This is a genomic window from Chryseobacterium taklimakanense, from assembly GCF_900187185.1.
GTDB classification, from domain to species: Bacteria; Bacteroidota; Bacteroidia; order Flavobacteriales; family Weeksellaceae; genus Planobacterium; species Planobacterium taklimakanense.
In genome coordinates this window covers 1,628,835-1,646,054 of the sequence record NZ_LT906465.1, presented here as the reverse complement: position 1 = coordinate 1,646,054, position 17,220 = coordinate 1,628,835, and the positions used below count along the sequence as shown (strand labels likewise).

General features: G+C 41.5%; 20 protein-coding genes. 3 read left to right on the top strand and 17 right to left on the bottom strand.

The genetic code is table 11. The features are described from left to right. Positions 1-128 precede the first annotated feature (128 nt). The 7 genes from CKV81_RS07835 to CKV81_RS07805 all read right to left on the bottom strand — a co-directional run bounded on the left by CKV81_RS07835 (position 129) and on the right by CKV81_RS07805 (position 4,673). Positions 129-434, bottom strand: coding sequence for a rhodanese-like domain-containing protein (locus tag CKV81_RS07835; RefSeq protein ID WP_095072127.1), 306 nt, complete (start codon positions 432-434; stop codon positions 129-131). After that, on the bottom strand, positions 427-639 hold the full coding sequence (locus CKV81_RS07830; RefSeq protein WP_095072125.1) for a DUF6132 family protein: 213 nt from the start codon (positions 637-639) through the stop codon (positions 427-429). Before CKV81_RS07830 ends, CKV81_RS07835 begins: the two co-directional genes overlap by 8 nt. Positions 640-765: 126 nt before the next feature. Then, a complete protein-coding gene (locus CKV81_RS07825) occupies positions 766-1,068 on the bottom strand; it encodes a hypothetical protein (protein ID WP_095072123.1) in 303 nt (100 codons plus the stop codon). Positions 1,069-1,181: 113 nt separating this feature from the next. Then, positions 1,182-2,588, bottom strand: a complete 1,407-nt coding sequence (locus CKV81_RS07820) for an MBL fold metallo-hydrolase (protein WP_095072121.1) — start codon at positions 2,586-2,588, stop codon at positions 1,182-1,184. 185 nt (positions 2,589-2,773) lie between these two features. Then, positions 2,774-3,565: a sulfite exporter TauE/SafE family protein gene (locus tag CKV81_RS07815; RefSeq protein WP_095072118.1), complete on the bottom strand. Its 792-nt coding sequence runs from the start codon at positions 3,563-3,565 to the stop codon at positions 2,774-2,776. A 56-nt stretch (positions 3,566-3,621) separates the two neighbouring features. Continuing rightward, positions 3,622-4,230 carry a Crp/Fnr family transcriptional regulator gene (locus tag CKV81_RS07810; protein ID WP_095072116.1) on the bottom strand — a complete coding sequence of 203 codons (609 nt, stop codon included), beginning with the start codon at positions 4,228-4,230 and terminating at the stop codon, positions 3,622-3,624. Next, positions 4,230-4,673 carry a hypothetical protein gene (locus tag CKV81_RS07805; protein WP_095072114.1) on the bottom strand — a complete coding sequence of 148 codons (444 nt, stop codon included), beginning with the start codon at positions 4,671-4,673 and terminating at the stop codon, positions 4,230-4,232. Before CKV81_RS07805 ends, CKV81_RS07810 begins: the two co-directional genes overlap by 1 nt. Before the next feature lie 503 nt (positions 4,674-5,176). On the opposite strand from CKV81_RS07805, the gene CKV81_RS07800 reads away from it, so the two are divergent. Further along, the gene (locus tag CKV81_RS07800) at positions 5,177-5,665 is read left to right on the top strand and encodes a YkgJ family cysteine cluster protein (protein WP_095072112.1); all 489 of its coding nucleotides are present in this window, start codon (positions 5,177-5,179) and stop codon (positions 5,663-5,665) included. A gap of 112 nt (positions 5,666-5,777) precedes the next feature. Next, positions 5,778-6,242: a hypothetical protein gene (locus tag CKV81_RS07795; protein WP_095072110.1), complete on the top strand. Its 465-nt coding sequence runs from the start codon at positions 5,778-5,780 to the stop codon at positions 6,240-6,242. A 253-nt stretch (positions 6,243-6,495) separates the two neighbouring features. Here CKV81_RS07795 and gdhA read toward each other — a convergent pair whose 3' ends face one another. The 3 genes from gdhA to CKV81_RS07780 form a co-directional block, all read right to left on the bottom strand. Beyond that, the gene (gene gdhA, locus CKV81_RS07790) at positions 6,496-7,854 is read right to left on the bottom strand and encodes an NADP-specific glutamate dehydrogenase (protein WP_095072107.1); all 1,359 of its coding nucleotides are present in this window, start codon (positions 7,852-7,854) and stop codon (positions 6,496-6,498) included. A 185-nt stretch (positions 7,855-8,039) separates the two neighbouring features. After that, positions 8,040-9,149, bottom strand: coding sequence for a DNA-processing protein DprA (dprA, locus tag CKV81_RS07785; protein WP_095072104.1), 1,110 nt, complete (start codon positions 9,147-9,149; stop codon positions 8,040-8,042). 31 nt (positions 9,150-9,180) lie between these two features. Beyond that, complete coding sequence (locus CKV81_RS07780) at positions 9,181-9,954, bottom strand: rhomboid family intramembrane serine protease (RefSeq protein ID WP_095072100.1); 774 nt, start codon at positions 9,952-9,954, stop codon at positions 9,181-9,183. Between the two features lie 87 nt (positions 9,955-10,041). On the opposite strand from CKV81_RS07780, the gene CKV81_RS07775 reads away from it, so the two are divergent. Then, positions 10,042-11,223 carry a DUF3078 domain-containing protein gene (locus tag CKV81_RS07775; RefSeq protein WP_258453914.1) on the top strand — a complete coding sequence of 394 codons (1,182 nt, stop codon included), beginning with the start codon at positions 10,042-10,044 and terminating at the stop codon, positions 11,221-11,223. A gap of 15 nt (positions 11,224-11,238) precedes the next feature. On the opposite strand, the gene CKV81_RS07770 is transcribed toward CKV81_RS07775, so the two are convergent. The 7 genes from CKV81_RS07770 to CKV81_RS07740 form a co-directional block, all read right to left on the bottom strand. Continuing rightward, positions 11,239-12,774, bottom strand: a complete 1,536-nt coding sequence (locus CKV81_RS07770; RefSeq protein ID WP_095072098.1) for a YifB family Mg chelatase-like AAA ATPase — start codon at positions 12,772-12,774, stop codon at positions 11,239-11,241. Positions 12,775-12,834: 60 nt separating this feature from the next. Then, positions 12,835-13,911, bottom strand: coding sequence for a calcium:proton antiporter (locus tag CKV81_RS07765; protein WP_095072096.1), 1,077 nt, complete (start codon positions 13,909-13,911; stop codon positions 12,835-12,837). Positions 13,912-13,978: 67 nt separating this feature from the next. Further along, a complete protein-coding gene (locus tag CKV81_RS07760) occupies positions 13,979-14,308 on the bottom strand; it encodes a DUF6122 family protein (RefSeq protein ID WP_095072093.1) in 330 nt (109 codons plus the stop codon). Next, positions 14,305-15,021, bottom strand: coding sequence for a DNA alkylation repair protein (locus tag CKV81_RS07755; protein WP_095074372.1), 717 nt, complete (start codon positions 15,019-15,021; stop codon positions 14,305-14,307). Before CKV81_RS07755 ends, CKV81_RS07760 begins: the two co-directional genes overlap by 4 nt. A gap of 83 nt (positions 15,022-15,104) precedes the next feature. After that, entirely contained in the window at positions 15,105-16,319 is a 1,215-nt protein-coding gene (gene hflX / locus CKV81_RS07750) for a GTPase HflX (protein WP_095072085.1), read from the bottom strand. A 90-nt stretch (positions 16,320-16,409) separates the two neighbouring features. After that, positions 16,410-16,667, bottom strand: a complete 258-nt coding sequence (locus CKV81_RS07745; RefSeq protein ID WP_095072082.1) for a SemiSWEET family transporter — start codon at positions 16,665-16,667, stop codon at positions 16,410-16,412. Between the two features lie 68 nt (positions 16,668-16,735). Beyond that, positions 16,736-17,164 carry an META domain-containing protein gene (locus tag CKV81_RS07740; RefSeq protein ID WP_095072080.1) on the bottom strand — a complete coding sequence of 143 codons (429 nt, stop codon included), beginning with the start codon at positions 17,162-17,164 and terminating at the stop codon, positions 16,736-16,738. Positions 17,165-17,220 lie beyond the last annotated feature (56 nt).

Genomic DNA, 17,220 nt, shown 5'->3' with positions numbered 1-17,220 from the left:
TATGAAATAAATACCGAAAATAGCGACCCACCAGATCTGATCTTTAATCGCCGTAACGATGAAGAAAATTCCTCCTAAAAGATAAAAAGACCTTCTGATATCCCACTATTTAAGAATATTCTCCATCATTAAACTTTATTCTGAAGTGAAGCCCAGCCGCCACCGTTATAAACCTCGAAGCCGTTGTTTTGCAGAATTTCTTTTGCAGAAGCACTCCGTATTCCGCTGGCGCAGCAAGTGACCACTGGTTTAGTTTTATCAAGCGTGTTGATTTGGCTTTTCAGCTCCTGAAGGGGAATATTCTTTGATTTTTTGATATGTCCGCCGGCAAATTCAGCTTTTGTGCGTACATCCACGATCTGTGCGCCCCTGGCAATCAATTCTTTATAATCAACAGATTTTCTTCCGAATATTTTCTTAAGGATACTAAGCATTATCTTGTGGCTTTTTAGATTTTTCAAAAACGGAGAAAAGCAGGTAGGCCATCACAGAACCGTAAACCGTGGAGTTGACTGGCTTTGAGGTAATGGCGCATGAACCCGTGGTGCAACCGATAAAATAATAATAAGCGTAACCAAGGATTGCACCGATCATAACGCCAGCGATGCTTAATTTGTATTGCGTGATAAATTCTTTCATTTTTCAAGGTGATTAAAATGTCGTTGTCGGACGCCGGATCCGTTCATTGCATCCCCACAAAATCCTGGTAATGCCTTTTATTTCTTAAACCAACATCGTGTCCGGAATCGAAAACCTGACTGAGTTTTACATTTCTTTGGTTAAAATAAACACATTCTCCTTTCCTTTGCCGATTACCTCGTGTTCTGTATCCACAGGGATATCATAAGTATCTCCTTCCGAAAAAAGATTTTCCTCACCATTGATTTTAAAAAATATGGAGCCCTTCACCATAACGAGATTTGTCGGCACCGGTGTAATATGTTTTTTAAGTAGAGTTTCCTCGCCCAGTCCAACTGCAATCTGCTGGATTTTATCAGTCTTTTTGATGACATAGGTCGAAGGTTTTTCTTTACTGAAAACCAGGTGATTCAAAAAATTTTTTGGCATAATGTAAACGTTTTCAAAGTTTTGGGTTTTGCGATAGTTTATCCCGTCACCCTTCGTTATTTTGAATGCTTTGCTGGAATTTCTTCCGGGGCTGCAGAAGTTGGGTGCTTATTTTAAAGTTTGCTTTGACAAATAAAATCTGTTGTTGGAACTTTTCCGGTCTTTTTAATACCGTTGAACCCCCCTTCCACTTCAGTGAAATTTCTGATTCCTCTTGAGTTTAAGATACTCGCTGCAATCATACTTCTGTAACCTCCGGCGCAGTGCAGGAAGAAATGTTCCTTTTCATCTACAGTTCCGGCCCATTCCGAGATTGCATCCAATGGTTTGCTGTAAGCGTCATTTACGTGCTCAGCAGCATATTCTGTTGGTTTTCTTACATCAATAACTTTAGAATCCGTATTGAACTGGTCAGCGAATTCTTCAGGTGAAATTCTCTTTATTTCGTCAACTTCTTTACCAGACATTTTCCAGCTTTCGAAACTTCCGTCCAGATATCCAATCACATTGTCAAAACCAACCCTTGAAAGCCTTGTAATCGCTTCTTGCTCAGTTCCGGGTTCCGTTACGAGCAATAAAGGTTGTTTCACATCTACGATCATGGCGCCAACCCAAGGTGCAAAATCACCTTTTAAGCCAATGTTTACAGCATTCGGCACAAAACCTTTATGAAAATCTGCCGCTGGCCTTGTATCTAAAATCAATGCGCCGGTTTCTTCCGCTGCAGTCTCGAAATCGTTTGGTGAAAGTGGATTTAATCCTTTATTCATCACATTTTCGAAACTTTCGTAGCCGCCTTTATTCATGGCGACATTCATACCGAAATATTTAGGTGGCGCGGAAAGACCGTCTAAAACCGCTTCAATAAATGCTTCTCTGTTCTGCTGGTTGAGAGCGTAATTCGTTTTCTTTTGATTTCCAAGTGTATCCACGGTTTCTTTCTGCATATTTTTCCCACAGGCAGAACCTGCTCCGTGTGCCGGATAGACGGTGATATCATCGGAAAGAGGCAAAATTTTGTCCGTAAGGCTGTCATAAAGCAAACCGGCCAGTTCTTCCTGAGTAAGGTTGGCAGCTTTCTGTGCCAAATCGGGCCTTCCAACGTCACCTAAAAACAGAGTGTCTCCAGAGAAAATAGCAGTTTCTTTACCTTCTTCGTCGATCAAAAGATAGGTTGAGCTTTCCATCGTGTGGCCCGGTGTGTGAAGAACTTTTATTTTTGCGTTACCGATTTCAAAAATCTGATTGTCCTCAGCAACCAGTGCGTCAAACGAAGGCTCGGCAGTAGGCCCGTAAACAATGGGAGCGCCTGTTTTTTTGCTCAAATCAATATGTCCCGACACAAAATCTGCGTGGAAATGTGTCTCGAAAATATATTTTAAAGTCACGTTGTCTTTCTCAAGCCTGTCCAGATATGGCTGAACCTCACGCAACGGATCAATAATCGCCGCTTCGTTTCCGGACACGATGTAATAGGCGCCCTGTGCCAGACATCCTGTATATATTTGTTCTACTTTCATATTATTTCTTTTGGTATTGTTAAATGCAAATTTCGGACTATGTTTTTAGATAAACTGTAACAAAGATTACATTGTTGATAGATATAAACTATTTTGCTGTTTCTTCTTTTTATGCCATCATTTGGCCTTCATTTATTGTTGATTTGATTCTGCATCCAGTTCAAATACTATTCAATATGATTTTTTTATTTTAATAATAGTTCGGTGACGATAATCCAGATACCCATCACCAGGACAAACCAACCAAATATTGGTTTAAGCTTGCGCGGCTCAATCCTTTTAGAAAGGGCTACGCCGATCAAGATTCCTATGATTGAAAGTGAAGTAAATGAAAGGAGAAAAGCCCAGTCAACAGGGATTTTGTCGAGTGATGATGCAAATCCAATAAACGAATTGATTGAAATGATGAAAAGCGATGTGGCTACCGCTTCTTTCATAGAAACGCCAAGTAACATCACCAAGGCCGGAACAATCAGAAAGCCGCCACCCGCACCAATAAATCCGGTCACAATCCCTACAAGAAGCCCTTGAGAAACAAGGAGCGTATAATTGGTCTCACTTTCTCGCGGTTTACGAACTCTTTCTTTTCTCTGAATCATTTTTATGGCAGAAAGGAGCATCAGCACCGCAAAAAGTATCAGAATAAACATATCTTTAGTTAAAGTTATGCCCCAGCGGTGAATAATGTACTCCGGTAAATGCGGCAAAACCAACCTCCTGGAAAACAGAATTCCCAAAACAGAAGGTATCCCGAAACGGAACGCCGTAGTAAAATTTACATAACCTTGCCTGATGAAACTTACGGATCCTACCGAACTGGTAGCGCCAACCACGAAAAGTGAAAAAGCAGTCGCTGTAATAGCGTCAATATTAAAGAGATAGGCGAAAACGGGAACGCTTAAAATACTGCCTCCGCCGCCGATAAGTCCCATGACCAGGCCAATGATAAGCGCAAAAAAATAACCTAAAATGTGCATCGAAAAAAATTTTCTGCAAATGTAAAGGCTAAAGATAAGTATTTTTGAAACTTTGGTTACAGAAGCTCAATGCGGTTGCGGCCGAGTTGCAGTTTATGATCTTCCTCAAAAGTTTTTAGAATTCGTGAAACCACAACACGCGCGGTTCCCAGTTCATTGGCGAGCTGTTCATGTGTTGCAGTGATGATTTTCGAGCCGGTAAGCTCTGATTTCTTATGCAAGAGATTTATAAGCCGGTCATCAACCTTCCTGAAAGTCAACTCGTTGATCATATCAAGGAGTTCCTCAAATCGTTTGTGGTACATTTTGAAAATATAATCCAGCCACTCGGGATTTGTTTTTATAAGGGATGTAACTTTGTCCGTTGGTAAAAAGAGAATCTCCGCGTCTTCTTCTACTTCTGCCTTTACTTTGCTGGTTTCACCGTGGAGCCCGCCAAGAAACGACATCACGCAGCTTTCTCCGGCTTTGATGTAATACAGCAGGATTTCCCGGCCGTCTTCTTCGGTTCTCATTACTTTAATGCTGCCTTTCGTTACGATCGGGATGGAGCGGATACTGGCATTTTCGTCCAGGATCAGCTCGCCCGAACTGTAATTTTTTACTGTGCTGAATTCGTAAAGCTGCGCTAAAAGTTGAGGCGACACCGAAAGCTGATTTTCCATTACGAAATGGATTTTATTTCGAATGTGTTTGTTCCCATTTCTACCGTGTCTCCCACTTTCTTATTTTTCAGTTTCTGAAAAATTGGGGCGTCCGGCGATATGCAGAAAATTTCTTTACCGTTTACCGTGAATTTTGGCAGCGGTACCGCCATGAAAAAATAATTCTTGTCGGTCTCTACCAGCGCACCGAGTTCCGCTTGGGTATAGTTTTTATTTCGCTCAGCCTGTACGAATGCCATATCCTTTTTCTCTTTGGCGAGCATTTTCTCGAAGCGCAGCTGCATATCTTTCGCCTCGGTTTGGCGCGCCAGGTCGTCCGGGTCAGAAGTATCGTCTTCATCCAGGTCTGATGCTGTCTTGTAGCGCTCTACGGACTGCAGTAAATTGTCTATGACTCTCTGCTGTTCCTCGATAATTTTTCCAAGGATTTCCTCTCTGTTCATCGTTAAAAATTTTTAGGGTTTGGTAAAAAATATTGCCTCTGCCTGCAAGCTTTCTGTGAAAACAGGTTTTGAATGGGCTGCCGGGCATTTTTGCAATAAACTAATTTACGAAAATTTTGTGAGATAAAATATGGAATGGAGTTTTATATTCAGGAAACAGAAACTTCCTATAATATTATTCTAAAAAATCGCAGTAAATTATTTTGCGAGCCCCATATGCAAAACAGGATAGGGTTTTCCCGTGGCATCAACCGCTGACCGGCTTACTGTTTCTGGATCCAATTTTTTGTAAAAATTTGCAGCCTTGGTCATTTTGTTCATTAGCCTCTACTTTTTTTTCATGAATTTTTTTTAATGGAATGAATCGGAACTTTTTTACCAGGATGTCTGCATCTTAAGTCCGGATAAACGAACAGCATTTCCCGTACCGCAAAATAAATCTTGCATAGGAGGAAAATTTCCATTTAAAACATAATTTTGCACCATTAATTTTATTCAAAACCTTGAATCTCGATTTCTACAAAAACCAGGCTGTACAAAAGCATAAGGACCACAAAAAATTTTTAGACGGAATTAAAAAGAAACCGCCTAAAAATCTGGATTATGTAGTGCAGGAAACTCACGAAGAAGTTTTTGAGGAAATCAACTGCCTGAAATGTGCCAACTGCTGCAAAACCACCGGCCCGCTTTTCACAGAAAAAGACATTGATCGAATAGCCAAACATTTGCGGATGAAACCTGCTGACTTCGAATTGAAATATCTAAGAACCGATGAGGATAACGACAAGGTGCTGCAGAATCTTCCGTGCAGTTTTCTTAACGGTGACAACACCTGCTCCATCTACGAGGTGCGCCCTAAAGCCTGCCGCGAATTTCCGCATACTGACCGCAAGAAAATTTATCAGATCAACCACCTCACTTTGAAAAATACGGTGATTTGCCCGGCCGCACATATTTTTTTGGAAAGACTAACAGAAAACCTGAAAAAATAAAGTTAGAATATCCTAATAAGTATTAAACAATCATAAAGTTCGTGTTTCGAAATAATTCGCGCAACCAAAACAGCGTTTTCATATCACCTAACAAAAAAATAAATTTAAGATTATGAAAAAATTATTGTTATGCGCTGTCTTCTCTACAGCCGGATTTATGTTTGCCAACGCTCAAATTGTAAAAGCTGATGCTAAAACAGATGTGAAACCCGCAACCGCTGGGAAAGCCCTTGAAAAAACTAGCGAAAAAACTGAAAGTACAGTGAGCCAAATCCTTAAAGGAACGCAGGAGAATGCTGAGAAAGCGGCAGCTCCCGCTTCACAAACAGCACAGTCTGTTCTTACCACAAACGGTCAGGGCGTTAAAAATGCGGCTCCTCAAAACGCTGCCAAAACCGATGTTAATTTAAAAGCGGACGCCAATGCTAATGTAAATGCTCACGAAAACGCAAATCCAAATGCAGCAATCACCACTCAGACGGAAGTGAAAGGCGAGGCACAACCTGAAACTCAACCCGCGGAGAAAACTGCCCCAAAGAAAAAAGCAAAAGTAAAGAGTAAAGCTAAAGTAGATTAAATTACAATAAACAGAAATGAAAGAGCTCCGGATTTCCGGAGTTTTTTTGTGGCGCGAGCGAAGCGAGCGCCGATGACCAGCTTAGTATTAGAGATGAGATTTAGTTTTTCGAAACCATTAAATTTTAATTCATAAAAAAATAAAAGCACTGAAGACCAGCGCTCTTATTCTCTCATTTTACTTTTTCCCATTATCCCGGGACAGGCTATTCTGTTAAAAACAAAAGCCCGATATTTTTCGGGCTTTATTTTTATTACACAACTCCTTGAGCCAGCATCGCTTCAGCCACTTTTACGAAGCCCGCAATGTTTGCCCCTTTAACGTAGTTCACGTATCCGTTTTCTTCTTTTCCGTAGTCGCGGCAAGCTTTGTGAATGCCGATCATGATTTCTTTCAGCCTTGCATCAACCTCTTCTGACGACCAGTTTAGACGGATTGAGTTCTGCGTCATTTCAAGTCCTGAAGTTGCAACACCTCCGGCGTTTGAAGCTTTACCTGGGCTGAAAAGCACCTTATGATCAAGAAAATAACTGATGGCATCCAAAGTTGATGGCATGTTCGCAGCTTCAGTGACACAAATTACACCGTTTGCTACAAGGGTTTTAGCATCCTCAAGGTGAAGTTCGTTCTGTGTTGCTGCAGGAATTGCAACATCACATTTCACTTCCCAAGGCCTTTTGCCAGCGAAGAATTTAGCTTCCGGATATTTTTTCACGTAATCTTCAGCTCTGTTGTTGCCGGATGCTCTCAGTTCAAGCAGATAGTCGATTTTATCGCCGCTTATTCCAGTTTCATCATAAACATAACCGTCTGGTCCGGAAATCGTTAGGACTTTACCGCCCAGCTCGTTGATTTTTTTCACAACTCCCCAAGCCACGTTTCCGAAACCAGAAACCGTGAACGTTTTACCTTTGATTTCTTCGCCTTTTGTTTTAAGCATTTGCTCGCAGAAATAAACAACACCGTAGCCAGTCGCTTCCGGTCTGATCAGTGATCCACCATATGCCAAACCTTTACCGGTAAGTACACCCGTGAATTCGTTTCTGATTTTTTTGTACTGTCCGAAAAGGTAACCGATTTCCTTCGCACCTACCCCGATGTCACCAGCGGGAACGTCAGTTTCCGGACCGATATGTTTGCAAAGCTCCGTCATAAAGGCCTGGCAGAAACGCATGATTTCCATATCAGATTTTCCCTGTGGATCGAAATCTGCACCACCTTTACCACCACCCATTGGCAAAGTAGTCAATGAATTTTTGAAAACCTGCTCAAAAGCTAGGAATTTCAATACAGAAAGGTTTACGGTAGGGTGAAAACGGATACCGCCTTTGTATGGGCCAATCGCAGAGTTCATCTGAATTCTGTAACCTCTGTTTACCTGTATTTCGCCTTTGTCATCAATCCACGGAACTCTGAAGATAATAATTCTTTCAGCTTCGGCCATTCTTTCCAGAAGTTTCATTCCATTATACTCTTTCCTGGTTGCTATGAAAGGAATTACAGTAACTGCCACTTCTTTCACTGCCTGAAGGAATTCAGGTTCGTTAGGGTTTCTCGCTTCGATTTTCGCAATAAACTCCTGGATTTTTTGCTCTACGTTATGGTGCTCCATATGGTTTGAAAATTATTACCATCAAATTTAGCTTTTTTCTCAAATTTTGCAAATGTTCTTTTTAAATTTGATAAAAATTCATTATTTTTAATTAATAAATTTATTAAAATCATAATTTATCAACTAAAATTATTAATAATATTAAGTTAACAATTATTTAGTGAATAATTAAAAAACGAAAAATCTTATATGACCTGAAATTGACGTCCCGAAAACGACTTGATATAACCCAAAATTTCAATTTCGAGAAGTAGAGGAAGGATTTTGTAAGTGGCCACATCCGCAATTTCTGAGAGTTCGTCTAAAGTGATCTGAGGATGATTTTTAATAATATTGTAGATTTGAAGCTGCTCATCAGTCATTTGCAGCCGTATTTCGCTTTTTGGAAACAGCTCGCCGATTTTTTCTTTAGGTTCGTTAAGTCCTAAATCTTTAATTAAATCTTTTACGGTTGAAATGGTTGCAGCCTTGTGCTGCGCAATGATTTGATTGCAGCCCTGGCTGTATTTATCGGTAATTTTTCCCGGCAAAGCGTATACGTCGCGGTTATAGCTGTTGGCAAAAGTCACCGTGCTGATGGAGCCACCCCCGAATGCTGTCTCCACAACAATTGTCACTGGTGAAATGGCGGCTACGATTCTGTTTCTCTGGATGAAGTTTTCCCGGTCAGGTTTTTGCGAAGTATTGAATTCTGTGAAAAGCGCGCCCAAGTTTTCAAGGATTTTTTCTGAAAGAATTTTGTTTTTTGAAGGATAAAGCGTGTGAAAGCCGTGAGCCAGGACCGCGGTTGTGGGAATATTTTTTTCTAAAGATTTTTGGTGCACTTCCGAATCTACGCCCAAAGCGAGCCCACTTACAGTTTGAATACCCAAAGTTTTCAGCTCCTCGAGAAGTTCCTCTACAAAATGTTTTCCGTAGGCGGTAATATTCCTGGTACCAACAATACTTACTGGGAAAATTTCTTCATTAAATACGCCTTTCTGATAGAGAATAGCTGGCGCATCGTCGCACTCCTGAAGAAGTTTTGGCAGATCTTTCCTGTGGCGGAGATGGATTTTGATTTGATTTTTAAGACAAAATTCAATTTCCTTTTCTGCGAATTTCAGATGGTTTTCATTTCCGATATCAGCAGAAATCTTCTCGCCGATGCCGTAAGTTTTTGTGATTTTTCTTTTAGGAAGTTTCCATACCTTTTCTGCCGAACCTTCAGCATCAATCAGCCTTTTGAAAATGGCGTCGCCCACCAGTGCGGACTTACGTAATGCGATGGAATACAGATGCTCGTCTGAAAACATGTTTTAGTAATTTTTCCAAAATTAGAAAAAATCAACTTCTTTTCCGCAGTTCATCAAGCTGTTCCCAAACCGCATCTTTCTTTTTCTGCGGCATTTCCCTGAAATCTTCAGGATGGTTTTCCTTGTACTGCATCCATAGTTTATCGTCTTTTTCGTTGTAATAATCCGGAAATTCCCAGATATATTTCTTTTTCTTTTCCCCTGAATTTTTGAAGATAAATGCCAGGATAACCCCAACCACCGCTCCGGATAGATGCGACTGCCAGGAAATTTTGCTCGGCGCGTCGAGGTTGTAAAAAAGTTCCTCAGGAAATACGCCCCAGACCAAACCACCATAATACATTCCTACAAGCAGGGTGACCGCCAACAGCTTCAAATCCCATCGAAAAACACCGCTGAAAAACAGGAAAAACGCCATCACATAAACCAGTCCGCTCGCGCCTATGATACATGAGTAATAAAAATCGCCCGTCATAATATCAATCGGCGGTAACAGCCATACCAAAAGTCCCGTAGCAATCCAGCCTGTAAAAAAAACCTTACTTGCAATGGGCTGGTAAAACTGGTAAAGCAAAAACATAAGCACCACAATCGGCAGCGAATTGCCGATGATGTGCTCCAAATTTCCGTGAAGAAACGGGCTGAAAAAAACGCCCTTCAGACCTTCTGGCGTTAATGGAATGATTGAACCTGAACAGTCCCGGAACAAACCAAACTGCTGAAGAAAAAATCCCGTCCACATAGCCGCAAGCATAAGCATCGGATAGAAAATTGCCTTCGGGGATAGTTGAAAATTTTTCAGCATAAGCGAGTTTGGCAAAAAAACTGCCAACAGTAAAATTGAGAAATTTTGTCTAATTTTTCACAGCTTAGATGATTTACAGGACAAAAAATGCAAATTCCTGAACCTCGACTTAAGCAAATGAAGCTGATTTTTTACATTTGTAGAGAAATGAAAGAAATTATGAAGCAAGGATTACTGTTTATCTTCGGCTTTTATACGTTTTTTGCATCTGCGCAGAGAACCCCTTTGCAAAAAGAAATAGACTCCATATCGCAAAGCCGCTGGATTAAAACGCTGCCAAATCTTGACAGCCTTGCAAATCCGGTCATCGAAAAAATTGAGGTCATAAAAGAAGATACCATCATTGTGAGAGCCGAGGTCATCATTCCGCAAATCCCGGAAGAGATCCCCATTACCCCTTTTAATTTTTTAAATTCAAAAGAAGAAAAACGCTGGTTCTTTTATGGTCAAAACAACCTTCTGTTCAATCAGGCCGCATTTTCCAACTGGAATTCCGGGGGGAATAACAATATGGGAGTATTGGGAAAAATCAATTACAATTTAAGCTACAAAAGAGACAGGCATTTCCTTGAAAACCTGCTTCAGTTAGGCTATGGGTTCGTTGCAACACAAGGTCAGAGCACAAGAAAAACGGAGGACTTCATCAGCATCGCGACCAACTATGGCTATGACCTTGGAAGGAATTATTATCTGTCCACCGGTTACCAGTTTTTGTCGCAGTTTACACCTGGATACAATTATGCTTTAACGCCGGATCCCAATTATGACGACCGCGTTTCCAAATTTATGGCGCCGGGTTATCTGAATGCGGGTATCGGTATTTCTTATAATCCGAATGAAAATTTTCAGGTGATATTCAGGCCGGCCAACGGGAAATTTACTTTTGTGCTCGATCCAAAACTTCAGCTTGCCGGTAGATATGGCCTCGAGCGCGACGGACAAAGTGTGAGGACTGAGTTGGGTGCTATGCTGAACCTTCTTCACCGGATTAAGATTTATAAGGATGTTAATCTTGTAAATCAGCTCAATTTCTTCTCAAATTATGTGAATCATGCTGAAAGGGTGGATATCAATTACTCTGGCGTGCTGAATATGAAATTCAACAAATTTATCTCTGCCATCATCGGTGTGGATGTGCTTTATGACCATGATCAAATTAAACGGACACAGATGAAGCAAACATTGGGCATCGGCTTTACTTATAATTTAGGGTCTGATGTGCAACCCAAGAACACCAATAAAAAGAGCATCAAACCTTTTGTAAAGTAATCCGGCGAGCGAAGGTCAGGCGTTCCAGAATTCCCGGTCGAGGCTGCGGTACTGTATTGCTTCGGCAATATGGTTTGAAAGGATTTGTTCAGAATTTTCCAGATCGGCAATCGTTCGTGCAACCTTCAGAATTCTGTCGTAAGCGCGGGCAGAAAGATTGAGTTTTTCCATCGCATTTTTGATGAGGTTTTGTGAAGCGGAATCCAGTTCACAGTATTTTTCAATTTCTTTCGGACCGATTTGTGCGTTGTAGCTGATGTCCAGGTCTTTATATCGCTGTTCCTGGATCTCGCGGGCTTTCAGAACACGTTCGCGTATTTTGATGCTGTTTTCACCTTTTCTTCGGTCAGAAAGCTGTTCAAATTCTACTTTTTGCACCTCGATATGGATGTCAATCCGGTCAAGAAGAGGTCCGGAAAGTTTATTCATATAGCGCTGCATTTCGAAAGCTGAAGAAGTATTGTTAGGATCATCAGGGAAATAACCACTCGGGCTGGGATTCATGCTCGCCACCAACATAAAACTTGCAGGATAATTCACTGTAAATTTTGCACGGGAAATGGTAACTACACGGTCTTCAAGCGGCTGCCGCATAACTTCGAGAACCGTCCTTTTAAATTCCGGCATTTCATCCAAAAATAAAACACCGTTGTGCGCCAGTGATATTTCTCCTGGTTGCGGATAGCTGCCGCCACCAACCAAAGCAACGTCTGAAATCGTGTGGTGCGGGCTGCGGAAGGGCCTCACCGTCATCAGTGATGTTTCTGCTCCAATCTTTCCGGCAACGGAATGTATTTTTGTAGTTTCCAGCGCTTCTTTAATGGTTAAAGGCGGTAAAATACTGGGTATGCGCTTCGCCAACATCGTTTTACCACTGCCCGGAGGACCGATGAGAATGATGTTGTGGCCACCAGCTGCTGCAACTTCCATAGCGCGTTTTGCGGTTTCCTGGCCTTTAACTTCAGAAAAATCAAAGGGGAAAGAATCTATTTTGTCGTGAAATTCTTTTCTGGTGTCAATCTCGGTTCGTTCCAGAGGTTTTCCTTCATTGAAAAAAGAAATAACTTCTTTAATGTTTTCAACGCCGTAAACCTCCAGATTGTTTACGATCGCGGCTTCTCTCGTATTTTGTTTTGGAAGAATAATGCCTTTGAAACCCTCTTCTCTGGCTTTTATGGCGATCGGTAGAACTCCTTTAATAGGTTGCAGTCCGCCATCCAAAGAAAGCTCGCCCATGATGATGTACTCTCCAATACTTTCAGCTTCGATTTGGTTTGAAGCCGCTAAAATTCCCAGGGCAATGCTCAAGTCGTATGCCGAACCTTCTTTCCGAAGGTCTGCGGGCGCCATATTGATGGTTATTTTCTTGCCAGGAATATTGTAACCAACATTTTTAAGGGCTGCCGAGATTCTGTAGGAGCTTTCTTTGATCGCGTTATCCGGCAAGCCCACGAGATGGTATCCGACACCGGCACCGGCGACATTAACTTCAATGGTGATAATTTGCGCAGAAACCCCGTGGATAGCGCTTCCGTAGACTTTTACGAGCATAGTTAGATATAATTTTTAATAAAAGTAAAAAAAATATTGATATGCCTGAAAAATAAATAATTAAGGAAATATCACCGTAAAAATATAAGCCGCCAAATTGACCAGCAGTACCGTGCCATAAAGCACATTCGTTTTTCCGTGGCTCAGGGAAAGCATCGTAATAACCACCGACAGACCCAGCAAAATAACAGATTTGATGTCGAGCCCCAGGACAAAAGGAATATCATAGATTACGCATACCGCTGATATTGCCGGTATGGTAAGGCCAACACTCGCCAATGCTGAACCGAGCGCAAGATTTACCGAAGACTGGATTTGGTTATTTCTTGCAGCGCGCACGGCGGCAAAACCTTCCGGCAGCAAAACCACCGATGCGATGATGACTCCCACCAGGGCTTTTGGTGCGCCGATGCTTTTAACGAAGCCTTCAATTACCGGTGACAAGCCTTTTGCCATAAAAATTACTACAGCAAGGCAGATGATTAGCAATACAAGGCTTACGGTTGTTTTTAATATTGAGGGCTTATCTGCTTCATGGTTTTCATCGCCGTTATCATCAACGAAATAATTTCTGTGCCTTACGGTCTGCACCATTAGGAAGGTGCCGTAAATGGTGAGACAGGCCAATGCAACGAAGATCAACTGCGGTTCTGTGTAGAAAGGACCTCTGATGCTTGAGGTATAGTTCGGTAATATAAGCGTTAGAACCAAAATGGCAACAAGGCTGACAAGATAAGTCGTGGCAGAACTTTTGGCGAAAAACTGCTCACGGTAACGCACACCGCCAACCAAAATACACAGGCCGAGAATACCGTTCAGGATCAGCATTACGGCCGCAAAAACGGTATCCCTGGCATAGGTGAGAGCGCCTTTGCTGCCCGAAAGCATAAAAGAAATGATAAGTCCAACTTCAAGAATGGTAATGCAAACTGCAAGGATGATGGTTCCGTAGGGTTCGCCAACCTTGTGGGCTACCACTTCTGCGTGGTGAACGGCTGCCAGAACACTGCCAAACAATAATGTGGCACCAACTGTATTTGCTAAAGCGCTGTATCCCAAAGCCCCGCTCAGGTAAAAGATTGAAGCCAGCAAAGGCACAATGACGGTCCAGTGAAAAAAAGTTTTAAATTTTCTCATTAAATTGATTTGTGACAAAATACAAAAAATCGATTTAAACCGAAAAAATTATTTAAAAAATGTATAGCTACTTCCAAAAATAAAAATCCTGAAAATCTGTGAGCATATGGAATAAAAGCCCTACCGCAACTATTTTATAACCTTTCCGCAAAATAATGCTCAAAGCATACAGCCCAATCATAGGGTAGGTGTGCAGTGGATGGAAACCAATACTGTTACGGTTTGGATCAAAAAGCGGATCGGCAAAAATATGGTCCAGATCTACCAGCATCGTGGCGAGCATCATCAGATAGGCTTTTTTCCAGTTTTTCCTGAAAAAAATCAACGCGATGAAAACGGGAAAAACCAGGTGCAGAAAATAATGTGCAATTTCACGTATGGTTACCGAATCCATCATCTTCTGCCTTTAAGATAATCCTGCCGCAAGTCTTCATCCAGTTTTTCGATGGCGTAACGCAGGGATGTACGCGGCATTTTGTGGTAGTGTTTATCCAGAAACTGTAATAATTCGGCTTCATTCTTTTTGCCCATTTCGCGCAGCAGCCAGCCGTTTGCTTTGTGCATCAAATCGTGGGAATGATAAAGATTTTTTAAGGCCAGTTCTTTTGTCAGATCAAATTCACCTTTTTTTATAAGGTACATCGTGCTGACAATCCCGATTCTTTTGTGCCACATATTTTCAGACTCTGAAAGGGATTTTAAAATATTATAGTCCGCATTTTCAAAACAATGCCGGCCCAAAATTTTATAACAGGAATTATCTACCAGATCCCAGTTGTTGATGTGCTCTAAATTTTCGAGGTAAAAATCTGCGATTTCTGATCTTTCTTCGTCAAACTTCGCTTTGCCGTATTTTGTAACAAGGATTAAAAGCGCCGTGTGGCGGTGCTCATGGATTTTTGAAGATAAGAGTTCGCCCAGTTCCTTCAAAGAAATTTTGTTCCAGAATTCCTGGGCAATTTTCCGCTGGTCTGGAACTGTCACACCGATAAACTGATCACCTTCAGCATAGTCCCCCGGTCCGGTTTTGAAAAACTTTGGGTAGAATTCTGCTTTTTCTTTTTTGGAAAGAAATTCAATAGCGGATTTTATTTCTTCAACGGTATTCATTTTTTTAAACACACAGCAACTTAGTTTCCACGGAGCTCAGACCCAAAAAAGTTTTCTCAGTAAAAACGCGGTATCTGTGTGGTTTAAGCTTCCTCTTCTTCCTCAAAATACTCAAACAAAAAGTCGTTGTACGGGAACCTCGAAATATGGATTTTGTGCACTTCGTCGTAGATCATTTTCTTCATTTCCGGGAAGTTTTCTTTCGTTAGCGCAGAAATGAAAACCGTCGGGTGCTTGCTTTTCGCCATCCAGGTCTTTTTCCATTCGTCCAGGGAAATATTTTTCCTGGTTGAAGGCGTTAGATCATCTTCATCTTTCTTCTCGTAAGCAAATGCGTCGATTTTATTGAAAACCATGATCATCGGTTTCTGGTGCGCATTGATTTCCATAAGAATTTGATTTACTGAATCGATATGGTCTTCAAAGCTTTCGTGAGAAATATCAACCACGTGAATCAGCAAATCGGCTTCGCGAACCTCATCGAGCGTAGATTTGAAGGATTCTACTAGTTGCGTCGGTAATTTTCTGATGAAACCCACAGTGTCGGTAAGCAGAAACGGAAGGTTGCCGATGACGACTTTCCTCACCGTAGTATCCAGGGTTGCAAAGAGCTTGTTTTCCGCAAAAACTTCAGATTTCGACAGGGAATTCATCAGCGTGGATTTTCCGACATTCGTGTAGCCGACCAAAGCGACGCGCACCATTTTACCCCGGTTTTGGCGCTGTGTGGACATCTGTTTGTCGATGGTTTTGAGTTTTTCCTTTAATAATGAAATTCTGTCGCGGATAATTCTTCGGTCGGTTTCAATTTCCGTTTCACCGGGACCGCGCATCCCAATACCGCCCCGCTGTCTCTCAAGGTGAGTCCACATTCTGGTGAGTCGTGGCAGAAGATATTCATATTGGGCGAGTTCCACTTGGGTTCTTGCATATGAAGTCTGCGCCCTTTGAGCAAAAATATCAAGAATCAGGTTGGTTCTGTCGAGGATTTTTACTTCAAGTTCGCGTTCAAGATTTTTTAATTGCGAGGGTGAAAGCTCATCATCAAAAATCACAGTTCCAATTTCGTGTTCTTTGATATAATTACGGATTTCCTCAGCTTTTCCGCTTCCTACAAAGGTGCGGGAATCGGGTTGCGACATTTTCTGGGTGAAGCGTTTTTCCACAGTAGCACCTGCGGTGTAAGCCAGAAACTCCAGTTCATCCATATATTCGCGAAGTTTCTCTTCGTCCTGATCTTTGGTGATTAAGCCCACCAATACGGCTTTTTCGTAAGCGTGTTCTTTTTTTTCTAACATATATATGTCTGTCGGTTCACAGCATTAGGCGCTGTGTTTTTACAAAAATAATGAATTTTAAAATGCTTCTGTATTAAATGGGTCGTGTTCCTATTTATATTTTAATTTTAAAACAATAAGGATCGCCGTAGCAATTACAGAAATGGAATTGGTGACAATCATTGAAAGGTGTCCGTTCATGATCCCGTACCACAGCCACAACCCGGAACTCACCACACCGATGATACAGGTAAGCAGAGCGATCTCTTCAGCAGATTTTTCTTTGATGATTTTAATGATTTGTGGCACAAAAAGAGCCGAAGACAAACCTCCGGCAACAAATCCTATGATTTCGGGATTGATTTCCATTGGGTAAAATAAAATCTTTACCCGCAAACTTTCGTTTTAAAATTTCCGTTTTTTGCTTCAGAATTTCCTTAATCCCAATCGGCAGCAATGAATTTCATTTCAATGCCTTTTTCATTTGAAAGTGTAAGGTTGTGCCCTTCAATTTTATATTTGGTCATGGTCGGCAAATCTTTTGCAAAATCAGATTCCAGATCCATTCTTCCTTCGCAATACATCATGGTACTGCCCGCATCGGAGAATTTTACAGTTCCGTTTTTGAAGAAATCTGCACTGAGAAACATTCTATTGCAACCCATAAATGCACCATACCGGGTTGATTTAACAGGCGACAGATCAATCTGCGCTTTGCTTTCGGTGAGGAAGGCTTTGCTGTAATCTTTGTAAGCAACCATCATCCACTGTCTTTGAAATTCGCCTGGCGGTAATTTTTGCGGTGAGCAACTTTGAAGTGCCAAGCTTAATAGAATTCCAAGCAGTAATGAAAATACTTTATTCATAACCGGGTTTTATTTTTTTAGGACCGTTATTCCCAAAAATGCGCCAAAAAACCGTA

Bases quoted from the DNA above. Each gene is read 5' to 3' on its own strand.
- CKV81_RS07825 (WP_095072123.1), bottom strand. From the start codon at position 1,068: ATGCCAAAAAATTTTTTGAATCACCTGGTTTTCAGTAAAGAAAAACCT.
- CKV81_RS07820 (WP_095072121.1), bottom strand. From the start codon at position 2,588: ATGAAAGTAGAACAAATATATACAGGATGTCTGGCACAGGGCGCCTAT.
- gdhA (WP_095072107.1), bottom strand. From the start codon at position 7,854: ATGGAGCACCATAACGTAGAGCAAAAAATCCAGGAGTTTATTGCGAAA.
- CKV81_RS07745 (WP_095072082.1), bottom strand. From the start codon at position 16,667: ATGGAAATCAATCCCGAAATCATAGGATTTGTTGCCGGAGGTTTGTCT.
- CKV81_RS07830 (WP_095072125.1), bottom strand. From the start codon at position 639: ATGAAAGAATTTATCACGCAATACAAATTAAGCATCGCTGGCGTTATG.
- CKV81_RS07795 (WP_095072110.1), top strand. From the start codon at position 5,778: ATGAAAAAATTATTGTTATGCGCTGTCTTCTCTACAGCCGGATTTATG.
- hflX (WP_095072085.1), bottom strand. From the start codon at position 16,319: ATGTTAGAAAAAAAAGAACACGCTTACGAAAAAGCCGTATTGGTGGGC.
- CKV81_RS07760 (WP_095072093.1), bottom strand. From the start codon at position 14,308: ATGATGGATTCGGTAACCATACGTGAAATTGCACATTATTTTCTGCAC.
- CKV81_RS07805 (WP_095072114.1), bottom strand. From the start codon at position 4,673: ATGAACAGAGAGGAAATCCTTGGAAAAATTATCGAGGAACAGCAGAGA.
- CKV81_RS07815 (WP_095072118.1), bottom strand. From the start codon at position 3,565: ATGCACATTTTAGGTTATTTTTTTGCGCTTATCATTGGCCTGGTCATG.
- CKV81_RS07810 (WP_095072116.1), bottom strand. From the start codon at position 4,230: ATGGAAAATCAGCTTTCGGTGTCGCCTCAACTTTTAGCGCAGCTTTAC.
- CKV81_RS07775 (WP_258453914.1), top strand. From the start codon at position 10,042: ATGCAAATTCCTGAACCTCGACTTAAGCAAATGAAGCTGATTTTTTAC.
- CKV81_RS07835 (WP_095072127.1), bottom strand. From the start codon at position 434: ATGCTTAGTATCCTTAAGAAAATATTCGGAAGAAAATCTGTTGATTAT.
- CKV81_RS07780 (WP_095072100.1), bottom strand. From the start codon at position 9,954: ATGCTGAAAAATTTTCAACTATCCCCGAAGGCAATTTTCTATCCGATG.
- dprA (WP_095072104.1), bottom strand. From the start codon at position 9,149: ATGTTTTCAGACGAGCATCTGTATTCCATCGCATTACGTAAGTCCGCA.
- CKV81_RS07770 (WP_095072098.1), bottom strand. From the start codon at position 12,774: ATGCTCGTAAAAGTCTACGGAAGCGCTATCCACGGGGTTTCTGCGCAA.
- CKV81_RS07740 (WP_095072080.1), bottom strand. From the start codon at position 17,164: ATGAATAAAGTATTTTCATTACTGCTTGGAATTCTATTAAGCTTGGCA.
- CKV81_RS07755 (WP_095074372.1), bottom strand. From the start codon at position 15,021: ATGAATACCGTTGAAGAAATAAAATCCGCTATTGAATTTCTTTCCAAA.
- CKV81_RS07765 (WP_095072096.1), bottom strand. From the start codon at position 13,911: ATGAGAAAATTTAAAACTTTTTTTCACTGGACCGTCATTGTGCCTTTG.